Consider the following 14,268-nt stretch of genomic DNA (forward strand, 5'->3'; position numbering starts at 1 on the left):
CAATTGCACCCTTGGTTTGGTGCGCTACTGATATGTATTGACTCCCAATACGGTGCAATATAGAAAATTGTCACCATGACAAATTGGATTCCAGATCTCACCGGTTCAGGACCGCTGTATCAGCGTCTCGCGGATTCCATCGAGACCGATATCGACCGAGGAGTGATCGGCGCGGGGGCGAAGCTGCCGCCGCAGCGCGACCTTGCCTACGACATCGGCGCCACGGTCGGCACTGTCGGGCGGGCCTATCAATTGCTGCGCGAGCGCGGTCTCGTCAGCGGCGAAGTCGGACGCGGTACCTATGTGCTCAGTCAAAACATCGGGGTTACGAAGCCGGAGGCGCCCGACACAAGCGTGGAGGGCACGCGCTATGTCGATGCCCCCAAGGGCAAGTTGCGGTTCGACAGCACGGCCGCCCCAGATATTGGCCAGGGCGCCGTTGTAGCCGACGTCCTGTCGCGCACCGCACAGGACCATCCGCATGAGATTTCAAGTTACACACGCGACTTCCCGGATCGCTGGTACGAAGCCGGCGCCCGGTGGCTGTCCCGGAATGCCTTCCGGCCAACGATCGATACAATCGTCCCCACCCTTGGTACCCATGCCGCGGTGATGGCGGCGATCGCGGCCCTGACCACGCCCGGCGACTACGTCGCCTTCGAGCACCTCACCTACTCCCAGATTTCCCGCAGCGCCGGCCTGATCGGCCGGCGCACCGCGCTGGTGGCATCGGACGATGAAGGCCTCGACCCGGCGGATTTCGAACGCGTCTGCGCGCAAAAGCACCCCAAGATGATCTTCCTGATACCGACGGCGCAGAATCCGACCTTGGTGACCTTGTCGTCGGCGCGACGCGAGGCGATTGCGCGTGTCGCCCGTGATTACAACGTCATCCTGATCGAGGATGACCTCTACGGCCATTTGACCGACGACCCGACACCGCTGCTTGCCGAATTCGCGCCCGAACGCACCATCATCGCCGGCGGCCTGTCGAAATCGGTCGCCGCCGGACTGCGTGGCGGCTGGCTCTCCTGCCCACCCGCCTATCGCCATCGCATCCGGGTCGCCCATAAAATGATGACAGGCGGCATGCCATTCCTGCTGGCGGAGGTGAATGCCCGGCTGGTGCTTTCCGGTCAGGCCAGCGAAATCCGCAAGCGCAGCATCGCGGAGATCAGCGCCCGCATGTCCATAGTGCGCGAAAGTTTGGCGGGCTTCTCATTCAAATCGCACGACAAAGTGCCGTTCGTCTGGCTCACCCTGCCCGACCCATGGCTTTCCGGTACGTTCAAGAATGCCTGCCTGGAGCATGGCGTGCTGATCGACGATGAGGATGAGTTCAAGGCGGGGCGCTCGGAGCGGGTTTTCCATGGGGTTCGCTTCGGCGTCTCGCAGCCGAACCGGCGCGAGGATATTGCCGGCGGCGTCGGCGTGATCAGGCGGCTGCTGGATGAGGGCCGCGCGGGCTACGACAGTTTTTCCTGAACCGTTCGCGGCCACGCTTCCCTGCTTGCCTCGAGACGCCGCCGTGTGAAACCGGGACTTGTCGGAACCGGACCCGGATCAGCCTTCGGCCTTGAAGTTCTTGGCTTCCTTCTCGGCTTTTTCCTTGCCGTGCTTCTCAGCCAATTCCTTGGCCTGCCGCGGCGAAACGTCGGTGGTCTCCGCGATATGGAGAGCTTCCTTGTCCGAGAGGCGATTGTCGTTCTTGCCTTGCTTGGTAGCCATGGTCTGTCTCCTCGGGTGATAGCGACCTAACGACCGGGGCATCAGAGCGTTCCCAATTTTGGTTTTGCGGGCAATTGAAAGCTGGGGGACGCCTTTCGCTGTTCACCAAAGGGCCCGCCGCGGTCTGTCGCGGTCGTCACCCCTGTTGCTTTCTGCCTTTTTCCTCAGCCGACGGGTGTATCGGCCGCAAGGCTTGCGATAAGAGGAGACTCAAAATCCCCGCTCCATGGACATAAATCGCCGCCCATGACCATTTCCAATTCCGTCCCGATCACACCAGACCTTATCGCCTCGCACGGCCTGAAGCCGGACGAGTATCAGCGCATCCTCGACCTGGTCGGGCGCGAGCCGAGCTTCACCGAACTCGGCATCTTCTCGGCGATGTGGAACGAGCACTGCTCCTACAAATCCTCGAAGAAATGGCTGCGCACCTTGCCGACGACCGGACCGCAGGTCATCCAGGGCCCAGGCGAGAATGCCGGCGTGGTCGACATCGGTGACGGCGACTGCGTCGTCTTCAAGATGGAAAGCCACAACCACCCCTCCTTCATCGAACCCTATCAGGGTGCGGCGACCGGCGTCGGCGGCATCTTGCGCGACGTCTTCACCATGGGCGCGCGGCCGATCGCGGCGATGAACGCGCTGCGCTTTGGCGCGCCCGACCATCCCAAGACGAGGCATCTGGTCGCGGGCGTGGTTTCCGGCGTCGGCGGCTACGGCAATGCCTTCGGCGTGCCGACGGTCGGCGGCGAGGTCAATTTCGACGCCCGCTACAATGGCAACATCCTGGTCAACGCCTTTGCCGCGGGCCTTGCCAAGACCGATGCCATCTTCCTGTCCGAGGCAAAGGGCGTCGGCCTGCCGGTCGTCTATCTCGGCGCCAAGACCGGCCGCGATGGCGTCGGCGGCGCCACCATGGCCTCGGCCGAATTCGACGACAAGATCGACGAGAAGCGCCCGACCGTGCAGGTCGGCGATCCCTTCACCGAAAAATGCCTGCTGGAGGCCTCTCTCGAACTGATGGCTTCGGGCGCCGTTATCGCCATCCAGGACATGGGTGCTGCCGGCCTCACCTGTTCGGCGGTCGAAATGGGCGCCAAGGGCGACCTCGGCATCGAACTCGACCTCGACAAGGTGCCGGTGCGCGAGGAGCGCATGAGCGCCTACGAGATGATGCTGTCGGAAAGCCAGGAGCGCATGCTGATGGTGCTGCGCCCCGAAAAAGAGAAGGAAGCCCAGGCGATCTTCCACAAATGGGGCCTCGACTTCGCCATCGTCGGCAAGACCACCGACGATCTGCGCTTCCGCGTGCGGCACCAGGGGAACGAGGTCGCCAACCTGCCGATCAAGGATCTCGGTGACAAGGCTCCCGAATACGACCGCCCTTGGGTCGAGCCGAAGAAGCCGGCGCCGCTTGCCGCCAACGATATCCCGCGGGCCGACCTCGCCGATGCGCTGCTGAAGCTGCTTGGCGGACCAGACCTGTCTTCGCGCCGCTGGGTGTGGGAACAGTACGACACGCTGATCCAGGGCAATTCGCTGCAGCTTCCGGGCGGTGATGCCGGCGTGGTGCGGGTCGAGGGCCATCCGACCAAGGCGCTGGCCTTCTCCTCCGACGTGACGCCGCGCTATTGCGAGGCCGACCCCTATGAGGGCGGCAAGCAGGCGGTGGCCGAATGCTGGCGCAACCTGACCGCCACCGGCGCGCTGCCGCTCGCCGCCACCGACAATCTCAATTTCGGCAATCCCGAACGGCCTGAGATCATGGGCCAACTGGTCGGCGCGGTGAAAGGCATCGGCGACGCCTGCCGGGCGCTTGGTTTCCCGATCGTGTCGGGCAATGTCTCGCTCTACAACGAGACCAACGGCCAGGGCATCCTACCGACACCGACCATCGGCGGCGTCGGCCTGATATCAGACTGGTCGAAGATGGCGCGGATCGGTTTCGCCGCGGAGGGCCAGATGATCCTGCTGGTCGGCGCACCGGCTTCCTGGGGAACGCATCTTGGCCAGTCCGTCTATTTCAGGGATGTCCACGGCCGAACCGACGGCCCGCCGCCGCCGGTCGACCTCGAACACGAGAAGCGCGTCGGCGACCATGTACGCTCGTTGATCGCATCCGGCATCGTCACTGCCGCGCATGACGTCTCCGATGGCGGCATTGCGGTGGCGCTAGCCGAAATGGCGATGGCGTCGGGCATCGGCGCGACCGTTCCCGGGCTTGTCGGTACCGATCCGATCCCGGTCTGGTTCGGCGAAGACCAGGGCCGCTATCTGCTGACGCTATCGATCGATCCGCATGGCGATGAATGGGACGCCATCCGCAAGCAGCAGGGCGAACTCGGCATTTTCGCGCCGTGGATCGGCTCGACCGGGGGCGCCGCGCTGAAGCTGGGCGATGCCAGGGCAATCCCTGTCAGCGACTTGACCGCCGCCCATGAAGGCTGGTTCCCGCGCTTCATGGATCAGGCCAATTGACCAGAGCATGATCCCGAAAAGTGGAACCCCGTTTTCTCGGACAAACGGAAAACCGTTTTGTCCAGAGATCCCGCTCAATCACAAGAAACTGGCCCTCCGGGCGCTGCTTGCAGTCGTATTCTGGCCGTCGCTGTTCTTCTTCTGGTGCCTCGGGCCATTCGTCTTCTTCCTGCTCTCGACGACATCGAGCGAGGTTTGTCCCAGGCTGGAAACGCGCGGAGAATTCCTCGCCGCGGCCAACGGCACGCTTCCGATGCTTGTCCTGCAGAACCTCATCTATGCGGTTCCGATCGTCTGCCTGGTGCTCTGGAATCGGCTTCTGCCGGACCAGGCGCGGACAAGACACGTCGTCACCTGCATCAAGCTTTTCGCCGTCTCGGCCGTCTTGGGGGCCTTGTGGGAGTACGGCTCTTCGCTTGTCTGCGATGGTTATGGCCAGCCGTTCTTCTCGCCTGCCTGGCGAATGACCAGCTATCTGCCGATCGCCAACATGGCGGTCAACATCCCGCTCTACGTGCTGGTCTTCAGCCTTGGCCGCGCCTTCTCGATGCGCGAGGATGAGCCGGCGCAGGGGCCGGGTGAAAGCATCGCCTGAACACCAGCAGAACGGACACTGGACAGAACCGCTTCAATCCGGATTGGAAAGGCTCTAGGCTTGCCCGACTCTCATCGCAGGGGCCGCCGCGCCGCCGCCCTCCCGAAACAGGAATTTCCGCAATGGCAATGGATGCCCACGACATCGAGAAACTGATCAAGGACGGCATACCGGATGCCCGTGTGACGATTCGCGACCTCGCCGGTGACGGCGACCACTACGCCGCTGAGGTCGTGGCCGAGAGCTTTCGCGGAAAAAGCCGCGTCCAGCAGCATCAGATGGTCTATGACGCATTGAAGGGCAATATGGGCGGCGTGCTGCACGCGCTGGCGCTGCAGACCAGCGTTCCCGACTGAGGCATTTCCACCCGACACGCTTGGCCCAAAACCGGCCATTCTTTGCGCCATTCGGGTGACGGCACGGCTAAAGTCTTGTTTCGGGCAACCTATGGGTTTATTTGAGGGACATGTTTCGAGCCTGACTCCCACAGGCGTGAAAGGATATTCCATGAGCGGCATCAACGACTACATCGATAATGAAGTGAAGGGCAACGACGTCGTCCTTTTCATGAAGGGCACGCCGGGCTTCCCCCAATGCGGATTTTCCGGCCAGGTGGTCCAGATCCTCGACTATATCGGCGCCGACTACAAAGGCGTGAACGTTCTGGACTCCGCCGAACTGCGCCAGGGCATCAAGGACTATTCCAACTGGCCGACAATCCCGCAACTCTACGTCAAGGGCGAATTCGTCGGCGGCTGCGATATCATTCGCGAAATGTTCCAGGCCGGCGAGTTGCAGACCTTCCTGGTCGAGAAGGGCGTGAGCGTCAAAGGCGCCGCCTGACTTCCGTTCAGGCATGTCGATTTCGACATGCCCAGGCCACCGAGGCGGCCCCACCTCGGCAACTTTACAAGCCCGGATCCCGGGACCAGGACGAGCCAAATGCGCCGGCCCGCCGGCGCGTTTTCGTTTGAGAGATCGGACTTGCCGTGGACCAGCAGAAATCAGCGCCGCAAGGGGCAAGCACCTTGCCCCGGGCAGGCCAATTGCCGATTCCGCGCTGGGAGTTCATTGCGCTCTGCGCCGCGCTGATGGCGCTCAATTCGCTAGCCATCGACATCATGCTGCCGGCGCTGCAGCAGATCGGCGCTTCGCTCGGGGTCGAGAACGAAAATCATCGGCAATATGTTGTCACCGCCTACATACTGGGTTTCGGCGGCGGACAACTGTTCTTCGGGCCGATCTCGGACCGGTTCGGGCGCCGCTCGCCGCTTGTCGCCGGCCTGATTATCTATGTGGCGGCGGCCGCCGCGGCCGCCATCGCGCCGAGCTTTGAAACGCTCTTGATATGCCGCGCCGTGCAAGGCCTTGGCGCGGCAGCCACGCGCGTCATAGCGGTTTCGATCGTGCGTGATACATTCGACGGCCGGCGTATGGCCGAGGTCATGTCGCTGATCTTCATGGTGTTCATGGCGATCCCGGTCGTGGCTCCAGGCATCGGCCAGTTCATCATGCTATTCGCGACCTGGCATTGGATATTCGTCACCATGGCCGTCGGAGCTATGATTGTCTCGACATGGTCGCTGCTGCGCCTGCCCGAGACGCTGCATCCCGAATATCGCCGGCCACTGACGGTTTCATCCATCCTCGGCGGTTTCCGCATCGTTCTCACCAACCGCATCGCGCTCTGCTATGCCTTCGCCAGCACCTTCATCTTCGGCGCCATGTTCGGCTTCATTGCCTCGGCGCAGCAGATTTACGTCAACATCTTCGACGTCGGCGAGATGTTTCCCGTCATCTTCGCCGGTGTCGCGGGCGTACTCGCCTTCTCCAACTATCTGAACTCGCGCCTCGTCGGCCGCGTCGGCATGCGCCGCCTGTCGCAAAGCGCGCTACTGCTGTTTCTGGTGATCAGCCTGGCCTGGCTGGTGGTTTCACTGGAAACGAAGATGCCGCTCTGGCTGTTCATCACCTTCTTTGCCAGTGCCATGCTGCCGTTTGGCTGTCTTGGAGCCAATTTCAATGCGTTGGCCATGGAGCCGCTTGGCCAGTTGGCCGGCACGGCGTCGTCCATCCTGGGTTTCATGCAGACTTTTCTCGGCGGCATTCTCGGCACGCTGATCGGCCAGGCTTTCAACGGCACGGTGACGCCGCTGGCCGCCGGTTTCTGCAGCGTCTCGGTCGCCGCGCTGCTGATGATCCTGTTTGCCGAGCGCGGCAAGATGTTCCAGCCGCAGAACGCCCCCGTTTCAGGCCACGTCACCGACCTGCACTGATTTTCGTTTGCTGGTGGTGTCAGGATGCGCCTTCAAGCGCCGCGGTGAAGCGAGGAGAGAGCATTCGCCCCGCGATCGCTCTGCCCATGCCATCCGAAAAGGGCAATGGCAGAGCGTCGTCGAGCGCCTTGAGGATGGACGCCACGAAGGCTCGGCTGAGCCGCGGATCGGCCCCCAGATCGGAATAGGTGGCGCGAGGCGTCCCGATCAGGGTGCCATCGCGACGAAGCGAGAACCGCATCGTCAAGGACATGCCCGCGGTTCCGGGTGGCGGCTTCCAACAGGCATGGATAGCGTCCGACATCTCCTTGATGGTGTCGATGGGATCGTGACTGTGACAGGGGCGTTCTTGCGCGATTGCCGCGCTGGAGTTCGCAAACAGCACTCCGGCAAGAGCCGCCGCAAAAATTGCGAACCGAGGTTTCATCCGGGAGCCTCCGCCAAAACGCCCGGCTCGATCATACAAGGGTTCAAGCCACAGGAATTGTCCTATTCCGCCCACAGCTCGCGGCGCAGTTCCTGCCAGCTGTCCTGGTCCGGCGCGACAAGGAGACCGCCATCGACATGCGAAGGCAGATAAGCGCTGCCGTCGATCCGAGCGGCATGGCCGCCGGCCTCCTGATGGATCAGCACGCCGGGCAGATGATCCCAGGGCATCAGCTTGTTGTAGACGACAAAATGCGCATGCCCGCTCGCCAGCAGGCGATATTCGTGAGCAGCGCAGCGGTAGGCGAACTGCGACAGTGCCTTGGTCTGGTTGCGCGCCAGGCGCGAGCGCTCCGGTTCGTCGAGATATTGCCAGGAGACCGCGCCGGTCATCCGCGAGATCGGCACGGGCGGCGCCACATGCACTTTCTCCAGGCTGCCATTGGAATGGCTGATATGGCTTCCGGCGCCCCTGGCGGCGATAAGCCAGTCCTTGCCCACCGGATCATGGATGATGCCCGCGACCGTCTCCCCCCTGACCACGACCGCCAGCATGACCCCAAACAGCGGCACGCCGGACGCGAAATTGAAGGTCCCGTCGACCGGGTCGACGGTGAACGCCAGTTCGGCCTCGCCCAAGCCGTCGAGCAGCGCCGGATCTTCGGAGCAGGCCTCCTCGCCCACCACCATGGCAGAGGGATAACGCTCGCGCAGCCTGGCGGTGATCAGCCGCTCGGCGTTGACATCGGCCTCCGTCACCAGGTCGGCGGCGGAAGTCTTCTGCCTGACGTCGCCGTCGCCCAGTCGGCGAAAGCGCGGCATGATTTCTGCTTGGGCTGCCTCGGCCAGAATGCCGGCCAGCCAGTCGATCGCGGTGTCGTCAAATGTCATCGGAAATGTCTTGCCTGATCGCGAGGGTTTCATTGAGGGCGGCGAAATCGAACAGCTTTCGGTCGAGCAAATGCGACGGCCTGGTGTTGGACAGAGCGCGAATCATGGTGTCCTTGCGGCCGGGCATGCGCTTTTCGATGTCCTCGAGCATCGCCTTCATGGCGTTGCGCTGCAGCCCTTCCTGGCTGCCGCAGAGATCGCAAGGGATGATCGGGAACCGCATCGCGGCAGCGAATTTCTCCAGATCGATTTCGGCACAGTAGCTCAGCGGCCGCAACACCATGACGTCGCCTTCGTCGTTGAGCAGTTTTGGCGGCATGGCGGCAAGCCGGCCGCCATGGAACAGGTTCATGAAGAAGGTTTCGAGGATGTCCTCGCGATGATGGCCGAGGACCAGGGCCGAGCAGCCTTCCTCGCGAGCGATCCTATAGAGATGGCCGCGCCGCAGCCGCGAGCAGAGCGAGCAATAGGTGCTGCCTTCAGGGAGCTTGTCGGTGACGACCGAATAGGTGTCCCGGTATTCGATGCGGTGCGCTATGCCGTTGGTGTGGAGATATTCGGGCAGGATATGCTTGGGGAAATTCGGCTGGCCCTGGTCGAGATTGCAGGCCAGCAACTCGACTGGCAGCATCCCGCGCCAATTGAGATCAAGCAACATGGCCAGCAGACCGTAGGAATCCTTGCCGCCCGATAGCGCGACCAGCCAGCGCTCGCCCGGCTTCACCATCGAAAAATCCTCGATCGCCTGGCGGGTNCTTGCCGCCCGATAGCGCGACCAGCCAGCGCTCGCCCGGCTTCACCATCGAAAAATCCTCGATCGCCTGGCGGGTCAGCCGCAGCAGTCGCTTGCGCAGCTTGTTGAACTCGACCGAGGACGGTACATCGGCGAACAGCGGGTGAGAGCCGCCTTCGGCGGCCGGTTCAAGTGTTTCGATGTCAGGCTGCATGTTCATGGCGCGACGCCCCGGATGTGACTTGCGCCCGGCTTAGCGCATTGTCCGGAAAATCGAAATTGATTTTAGCGACACACCGCAAAGCGGGTGCCCAAAACAAAAGGCCGCCTACGAGGGCGGCCTTCCGGTATCGCAAAAAAGCGTTCGCTTAGCGCGAGTAGAATTCGACGACCAGGTTCGGTTCCATCTGCACGGCGAACGGAACGTCCGCCAGGCCCGGGATGCGCGAGAAGGTCGCGACCATCTTGTTGTGATCGGCTTCGATGTAGTCCGGCACGTCGCGCTCGGCGAGGCCGACCGATTCAAGGACGATCACCAGCTGCTTCGACTTTTCGCGCACTTCGACGACATCGCCCGGCTTGCAGCGATACGAGCCGATGTTGACGCGCTTGCCGTTGACGTTGACGTGGCCGTGGTTGACGAACTGACGGGCGGCGAAAATGGTCGGCACGAACTTGGAGCGGTAGACGACCGCGTCGAGACGCGATTCGAGCAGGCCGATCAGGTTCTCCGAAGTGTCGCCCTTGCGGCGATCGGCCTCTTCATAGACCTTGCGGAACTGCTTTTCCGACACGTCGCCGTAGTGGCCCTTCAGCTTCTGCTTGGCACGGAGCTGCAGGCCGAAGTCGGAAAGCTTGCCCTTGCGGCGCTGGCCATGCTGGCCGGGGCCGTATTCACGCTTGTTGACCGGGGACTTAGGGCGGCCCCAGATATTTTCGCCGAGACGGCGGTCGATCTTGTATTTCGCGGATTCGCGCTTGCTCATCGCATTCCCTTTCAAAAACAACACACCCGGCACCTCATGGTCCGGGTGAAGGAAACGCGCCCTCCTCTGGCCTCCGTTTTCGAGACCTGACAGGGTTTTCCCACGCAACGCGGCGGAAAACCCACGGGACACGTCAGTTCAAACAGGATCGGAAACGATTGTCGTGACAGATCTTGCGTATACAAAACAAACACCGGACATCGCTGCCCGGCGTTGGCGGCTGGTTAAACCGAGATTTAACCGATGTCAAGCTTGTGAGTGGCGCGGCACAACGCAACCCTATAGCGTCCAAGGCGTTGATGCGATGCCGATGCGGCGGGAGGTTTTGCGCCAGCGGCACCAGGAAGGGACTGGAGCTAGAGGAGCTTAATTGCATGAAGAAGTTTTTCCTTACCCTGGCAGGCGCCGCGGTGCTTGCTGGGTCGATGGCGGTGGCGCCTGAGCCGGCCATGGCGCGTCATTGGCACGGCCACAAGCAGGTTTGCCGCGTCATCGTGAAGAAGCGCGTGGTGTGGCGGCATGGCCATCGCAGAGTGATCGTCGAGAGAGTACGGCGCTGCCGCTGGTAGGGATGTTCAACGCGACAATCCCGGGCCAGCGAACGTCGCTGGCCCTTTTTCATTCCAGGATAGTCTGGCTCGAAGCGCTCAATCCTAGGATTTTTTCTCCGGTAGTCCCTTGCGCTTCGTCTCGGCGAATTCCTCGAGCTGTTTTTCATTCATCGATTCATACATGCCCTTGGAGGCGCCCTTGAGTTCGCTTTTCTTGGTCTCGCCGCGTTTGGCGGAGAGTGCGGCGCCGGCGGCTTTCTGCTGGGCTTTCGAAGTGGCTGGCATGGCGGGTCTCCTTTGCTGTCAGGAGAAACGCCATGCTTCGGCAGCGGTTCCAGCGCCAGCGGCGCGGCTCCCGGTCCGCTTGGTGCCAGTCCGAGGCCACGCTCGGCGATTTTCGTCAGCAGCCTTCCCGTGTCCGGAGCCCCAGTGTAGGACGGCTAAATGAAATCCCTGACCGATCCCTCACAGGTTCTCGCCACTGGACTGACGAAAATACGCGCCGAATTCCACGTGCCGGACGGATTTCCGGCTGATGTGCTTGCGGCGGCGGAGGCGGCGGCCAAACGTGTGCCCAACCAGCATGCCGATCGGACTGATATCCTGTTCGTCACGCTCGATCCGGCTGCTTCCACCGATCTTGACCAGGCGTTCTCGATCGAGGCGAGCGGTGGCGATCTTCTGCTGCATTACGCCATCGCCGACGTGGCCTGGTTCGTCGAGGACGGCGACGCGATTGATCGCGAAGCCTGGACGCGGGGCGAGACGCTTTACTTGCCGGACGGCAAGGCCGGGCTCTACCCGCCGGTGATTGCCGAGGGCGCGGCAAGCCTGTTGCCGGATGGACCCCGTCCGGCTGTCATCTTCACGGTTCGGGTTGCGCAGGACGGCGCGACGAAGCTGGACGGCGCGGAGCGGGCAATCATTCAAAGCCGCGCGAAGCTCGCCTATGACAGGGTGAAGGCCTCGGATGTCCCGGCCGACTTCGCCGAAATGGCGCGGCGCATGGCCGCGAACGAACAGCGCCGTGGGGCTTCCCGCGTCGACCCACCCGAGCAGGAGGTGGAAAGGCTCGCCGACGGCACATTCCGGCTTTCGTTCAGACCACTGCTGCAATCCGAGCAGGACAACGCCGCGCTTTCGCTGGCCGCCAACATGGCGATTGCCGATGCCATGCTTGCGCATCATACCGGCCTGTTTCGGGTGATGTCGGGGCCGGATGCCTTCAAGGTTCAAAGGCTGCGCAACGCCGCACAGGCTCTCGGATTGTCCTGGCCGGCTTCCGCCAATTTGAGGGACTATCAGCGAACCCTCGATCCGACCGATCCGCATCAGGCGGCGCTGATGCTGGAAATCCGCCATGCGAGCCCCGGCGCATCTTATCAACCGTATCAGGACGGCGTTGTCCCCTGGCATGAGGCGATGGCCGCGACCTATGCCCACGCAACGGCGCCTCTAAGGCGCCTTGGCGACCGCTATGTCGTTCGCTGCGCGCTGGCTATCGCCAACGGCCAGCCCGTGCCCCAGCCTGTCACCGAGGCGTTCGCCAGATTGCCGAAGGCGATGGGACGTGCGGATAGTCGCGCTTCGCAGATCAACCACGCGGCCATCGACCTTGCCGAGGCGGTAATGCTGGAGGGGCGCGAGGGCGAGACGTTCAAAGCCGTCGTCACCGACTTCGTCGACCATGGCATGCGCATTCAGCTTGCCGACATGGCTGTCGTTGCCACCGTGAAGGCCTCGGGGCTCAGACAGGGCGATGGTCTGACGCTAAGGCTGGTCCTGGCCGATCCGGATCAACGCAGCATCGTCTTCGAACCTGTTTGAGTGGTGGGCGGTTTTGCCACTGTCCAAGTGCACGGTCAGCCCGAACCCCTGCATCAGGCGGCTGACTGCAAAGTCCGCCTTGCCCGAGGTGAAAACCGCGATGTCAGGCTCGGTTTGCGGCAGCGCGCCATCGATGGGCGGCAGCAGCGAAAGGGCGCGCCGTGCGATCGCCTCGGCCGGATCGATCCAGTCGACCGGCCAGGGGGCGGTCTTGCGCATGCGATTGACCAGAAAGGGATAGTGCGTGCAGGCCAGCACGACGATGTCGGTGCGCCTGCCGTCCCGCTCGATGAAGCATGGCGCGATCTCGGCGCGCACGACCTCCTCGTCGACGAAGCCCTCGCGCATATAGGCTTCGGACAGGCCAGCCAGCCTGTCGCTGCCGACCAGGCGGACATGGCATTTCTGCGCCCATTTGCTGATCAGGTCGCGCGTGTACTGGCGCTTCACCGTGCCCGGCGTCGCCAGCACCGAGACCAGCCCGGAGCGCGTGCGCTCGGCCGCCGGCTTGACCGCTGGCACCGTGCCGACGAAGGGATGGCCGGGAAATCTTTCGCGCAGCGCGTCGATCACCAGTGTCGAGGCGGTGTTGCAGGCGATAACGGAGATAGCGGGCGCAAACCGGTCGAGCAGTTTGGCGAATAGGCCGAGTATATGCTCCTTTAGGGCCGGCTCCTCCCAGGCGCCAAAAGGAAAAGCGGCATCGTCGGCGACATAGATGAAGCGCCGGTCGGGCATCAGGACGCGTGCCTCGCGCAACACGGTCAGACCGCCGACGCCGGAATCGAACATCAGGATCGGCTGGTCAGTCATTGTCGGTTCCCTTGCCGCCCAGCGGCGGCGTGTCCGTGTCGTCGCCGCCAGCGTGCGGTGCCCGGCCAGCCGCCTCCGCCTTGCGGGCGCGCGCGGCGGCCGCTGGCAAACGCCTCGGGTCATCGCCAGGTGACCCATCGCCGCGCGGCATCGCCGGTGAGAACCGGTCGAGCGAAGAGATTATGCCGCGCAGCACCTTGAGCTCCGGTTCCGCAAAGCCTGCCCGCGTCAGCACGGCGCGCAGATTGTCGACCATTTTCGGCTTCTTCGGCGCCGGCCTGAAATAGCCGCGCGCCTCGAGCGCGCCTTCGAGATAGGCGAACAGGCCGTGCAATTCTTCCTTGCTGGCCGGCTTCATGTCAGGGCCGGTAAAGTTCGTCCTGGTCTCGTCCTCCAGGCCCGACTTCATCCACTCGTAGGACATCAGCAAGGCCGCCTGGGCGATGTTGAGCGAGGAGAAATCAGGATCGACCGGGAAAGTGACGATCTCGTCGGCGAGGCCAACCTCGTCATTGTAGAGGCCGAAGCGCTCGCGACCGAACAGGATGCCGGTGCGCTGCCCCATTCCGTGACGGGCGCGCAGCATCCTGCCCGCTTCCACTGGGCCGCGCACGGATTTGAAGCCGTCGCGTTGCCTGGCGGTGGTGGCGAAGACGAAGTTCAGGTCGGCAAGTGCCGAGGCCAGATCGTCGAAAACCTTGACGGCATCGATGACGTGGTCGGCACGGCTGGCGGCGGCACGCGCCTTCTCGCTCGGCCAGCCATCGCGCGGATTGACCAGACGCAGTTCCGACAGTCCGAAATTGGCCATGGCGCGGGCGACCATGCCGATATTCTCGCCGAGCTGCGGCTCGACAAGGATGATCGCCGGGCCGGCGGCTGCGGTGCTATCGGGGTCTTTGGTGATGGGCATGGTTGTCAATGAACTGCTGTTTGCGGCATTTCAGCGTCCCCTGCCATATTC

Annotated in this window: 15 protein-coding genes and 1 pseudogene; 8 read left to right on the forward strand and 8 right to left on the reverse strand. The window is 63.0% G+C overall.

What is annotated here, in order from left to right; translation table 11 throughout:
• The first annotated feature begins 75 nt into the window (after positions 1 to 75).
• On the forward strand, positions 76 to 1,485 hold the full coding sequence (locus X742_RS150920; protein WP_023773176.1) for a PLP-dependent aminotransferase family protein: 1,410 nt from the start codon (positions 76 to 78) through the stop codon (positions 1,483 to 1,485).
• A gap of 78 nt (positions 1,486 to 1,563) precedes the next feature.
• On the opposite strand, the gene X742_RS1000000174830 is transcribed toward X742_RS150920, so the two are convergent.
• The gene (locus tag X742_RS1000000174830) at positions 1,564 to 1,728 is read right to left on the reverse strand and encodes a hypothetical protein (RefSeq protein WP_015318143.1); all 165 of its coding nucleotides are present in this window, start codon (positions 1,726 to 1,728) and stop codon (positions 1,564 to 1,566) included.
• Between the two features lie 246 nt (positions 1,729 to 1,974).
• Between X742_RS1000000174830 and purL the strand changes: the two genes are divergently transcribed.
• The 5 genes from purL (at position 1,975) to X742_RS150895 (ending at position 7,077) form a co-directional block, all read left to right on the forward strand.
• Positions 1,975 to 4,206 (forward strand): phosphoribosylformylglycinamidine synthase subunit PurL, encoded by a 2,232-nt coding sequence (gene purL / locus X742_RS150915; RefSeq protein WP_023773177.1) that lies wholly within the window; start codon positions 1,975 to 1,977, stop codon positions 4,204 to 4,206.
• Positions 4,207 to 4,213: 7 nt separating this feature from the next.
• A complete protein-coding gene (locus tag X742_RS150910) occupies positions 4,214 to 4,801 on the forward strand; it encodes a hypothetical protein (protein WP_031241209.1) in 588 nt (195 codons plus the stop codon).
• 122 nt (positions 4,802 to 4,923) lie between these two features.
• Positions 4,924 to 5,157 carry a BolA family transcriptional regulator gene (locus X742_RS150905; protein ID WP_015318146.1) on the forward strand — a complete coding sequence of 78 codons (234 nt, stop codon included), beginning with the start codon at positions 4,924 to 4,926 and terminating at the stop codon, positions 5,155 to 5,157.
• A 151-nt stretch (positions 5,158 to 5,308) separates the two neighbouring features.
• The gene (grxD, locus tag X742_RS150900; protein WP_013895877.1) at positions 5,309 to 5,644 is read left to right on the forward strand and encodes a Grx4 family monothiol glutaredoxin; all 336 of its coding nucleotides are present in this window, start codon (positions 5,309 to 5,311) and stop codon (positions 5,642 to 5,644) included.
• Positions 5,645 to 5,853: 209 nt separating this feature from the next.
• Positions 5,854 to 7,077, forward strand: coding sequence for a multidrug effflux MFS transporter (locus X742_RS150895; protein ID WP_198019220.1), 1,224 nt, complete (start codon positions 5,854 to 5,856; stop codon positions 7,075 to 7,077).
• 19 nt (positions 7,078 to 7,096) lie between these two features.
• On the opposite strand, the gene X742_RS150890 is transcribed toward X742_RS150895, so the two are convergent.
• The 4 genes and pseudogenes from X742_RS150890 to rpsD all read right to left on the reverse strand — a co-directional run bounded on the left by X742_RS150890 (position 7,097) and on the right by rpsD (position 10,113).
• The gene (locus X742_RS150890) at positions 7,097 to 7,504 is read right to left on the reverse strand and encodes a cell envelope integrity protein TolA (protein WP_023773180.1); all 408 of its coding nucleotides are present in this window, start codon (positions 7,502 to 7,504) and stop codon (positions 7,097 to 7,099) included.
• 62 nt (positions 7,505 to 7,566) lie between these two features.
• Positions 7,567 to 8,394, reverse strand: a complete 828-nt coding sequence (locus X742_RS150885; protein WP_023773181.1) for an inositol monophosphatase family protein — start codon at positions 8,392 to 8,394, stop codon at positions 7,567 to 7,569.
• Positions 8,384 to 9,347, reverse strand: a pseudogene (ttcA, locus tag X742_RS01000000170275) (tRNA 2-thiocytidine(32) synthetase TtcA). Before ttcA ends, X742_RS150885 begins: the two are co-directional and overlap by 11 nt.
• 148 nt (positions 9,348 to 9,495) lie before the next feature.
• The gene (gene rpsD, locus X742_RS150880) at positions 9,496 to 10,113 is read right to left on the reverse strand and encodes a 30S ribosomal protein S4 (RefSeq protein ID WP_023773182.1); all 618 of its coding nucleotides are present in this window, start codon (positions 10,111 to 10,113) and stop codon (positions 9,496 to 9,498) included.
• Between the two features lie 374 nt (positions 10,114 to 10,487).
• On the opposite strand from rpsD, the gene X742_RS150875 reads away from it, so the two are divergent.
• Positions 10,488 to 10,682 (forward strand): hypothetical protein, encoded by a 195-nt coding sequence (locus tag X742_RS150875; protein ID WP_023773183.1) that lies wholly within the window; start codon positions 10,488 to 10,490, stop codon positions 10,680 to 10,682.
• Between the two features lie 84 nt (positions 10,683 to 10,766).
• Here the strand turns inward: X742_RS150875 and X742_RS0137340 are convergent, their stop codons facing one another.
• The gene (locus X742_RS0137340) at positions 10,767 to 10,949 is read right to left on the reverse strand and encodes a DUF3008 family protein (RefSeq protein WP_015318153.1); all 183 of its coding nucleotides are present in this window, start codon (positions 10,947 to 10,949) and stop codon (positions 10,767 to 10,769) included.
• A 159-nt stretch (positions 10,950 to 11,108) separates the two neighbouring features.
• Here X742_RS0137340 and X742_RS150870 point away from each other — a divergent pair, with 159 nt between their 5' ends.
• The gene (locus tag X742_RS150870; protein WP_023773184.1) at positions 11,109 to 12,491 is read left to right on the forward strand and encodes an RNB domain-containing ribonuclease; all 1,383 of its coding nucleotides are present in this window, start codon (positions 11,109 to 11,111) and stop codon (positions 12,489 to 12,491) included.
• On the opposite strand, the gene murI is transcribed toward X742_RS150870, so the two are convergent.
• Positions 12,435 to 13,304, reverse strand: coding sequence for a glutamate racemase (murI, locus tag X742_RS150865; RefSeq protein ID WP_023773185.1), 870 nt, complete (start codon positions 13,302 to 13,304; stop codon positions 12,435 to 12,437). The two genes, X742_RS150870 and murI, sit on opposite strands and share 57 nt — an antisense overlap.
• Positions 13,297 to 14,217, reverse strand: coding sequence for an RNA methyltransferase (locus tag X742_RS150860; RefSeq protein WP_023773186.1), 921 nt, complete (start codon positions 14,215 to 14,217; stop codon positions 13,297 to 13,299). The genes murI and X742_RS150860 overlap by 8 nt, the downstream gene beginning before the upstream one ends.
• Positions 14,218 to 14,268 lie beyond the last annotated feature (51 nt).

This window comes from Mesorhizobium sp. LNHC229A00, from assembly GCF_000502415.1.
Lineage (GTDB): Bacteria > Pseudomonadota > Alphaproteobacteria > Rhizobiales > Rhizobiaceae > Mesorhizobium.

What these genes read in the sequence shown, in the direction of transcription:
- X742_RS150920 (WP_023773176.1), top strand. Translation starts at nt 76, where the DNA reads ATGACAAATTGGATTCCAGATCTCACCGGTTCAGGACCGCTGTATCAG.
- X742_RS1000000174830 (WP_015318143.1), bottom strand. Translation starts at nt 1,728, where the DNA reads ATGGCTACCAAGCAAGGCAAGAACGACAATCGCCTCTCGGACAAGGAA.
- purL (WP_023773177.1), top strand. Translation starts at nt 1,975, where the DNA reads ATGACCATTTCCAATTCCGTCCCGATCACACCAGACCTTATCGCCTCG.
- X742_RS150910 (WP_031241209.1), top strand. Translation starts at nt 4,214, where the DNA reads ATGATCCCGAAAAGTGGAACCCCGTTTTCTCGGACAAACGGAAAACCG.
- X742_RS150905 (WP_015318146.1), top strand. Translation starts at nt 4,924, where the DNA reads ATGGCAATGGATGCCCACGACATCGAGAAACTGATCAAGGACGGCATA.
- grxD (WP_013895877.1), top strand. Translation starts at nt 5,309, where the DNA reads ATGAGCGGCATCAACGACTACATCGATAATGAAGTGAAGGGCAACGAC.
- X742_RS150890 (WP_023773180.1), bottom strand. Translation starts at nt 7,504, where the DNA reads ATGAAACCTCGGTTCGCAATTTTTGCGGCGGCTCTTGCCGGAGTGCTG.
- X742_RS150885 (WP_023773181.1), bottom strand. Translation starts at nt 8,394, where the DNA reads ATGACATTTGACGACACCGCGATCGACTGGCTGGCCGGCATTCTGGCC.
- rpsD (WP_023773182.1), bottom strand. Translation starts at nt 10,113, where the DNA reads ATGAGCAAGCGCGAATCCGCGAAATACAAGATCGACCGCCGTCTCGGC.
- X742_RS150875 (WP_023773183.1), top strand. Translation starts at nt 10,488, where the DNA reads ATGAAGAAGTTTTTCCTTACCCTGGCAGGCGCCGCGGTGCTTGCTGGG.
- X742_RS0137340 (WP_015318153.1), bottom strand. Translation starts at nt 10,949, where the DNA reads ATGCCAGCCACTTCGAAAGCCCAGCAGAAAGCCGCCGGCGCCGCACTC.
- X742_RS150870 (WP_023773184.1), top strand. Translation starts at nt 11,109, where the DNA reads ATGAAATCCCTGACCGATCCCTCACAGGTTCTCGCCACTGGACTGACG.
- murI (WP_023773185.1), bottom strand. Translation starts at nt 13,304, where the DNA reads ATGACTGACCAGCCGATCCTGATGTTCGATTCCGGCGTCGGCGGTCTG.
- X742_RS150860 (WP_023773186.1), bottom strand. Translation starts at nt 14,217, where the DNA reads ATGCCCATCACCAAAGACCCCGATAGCACCGCAGCCGCCGGCCCGGCG.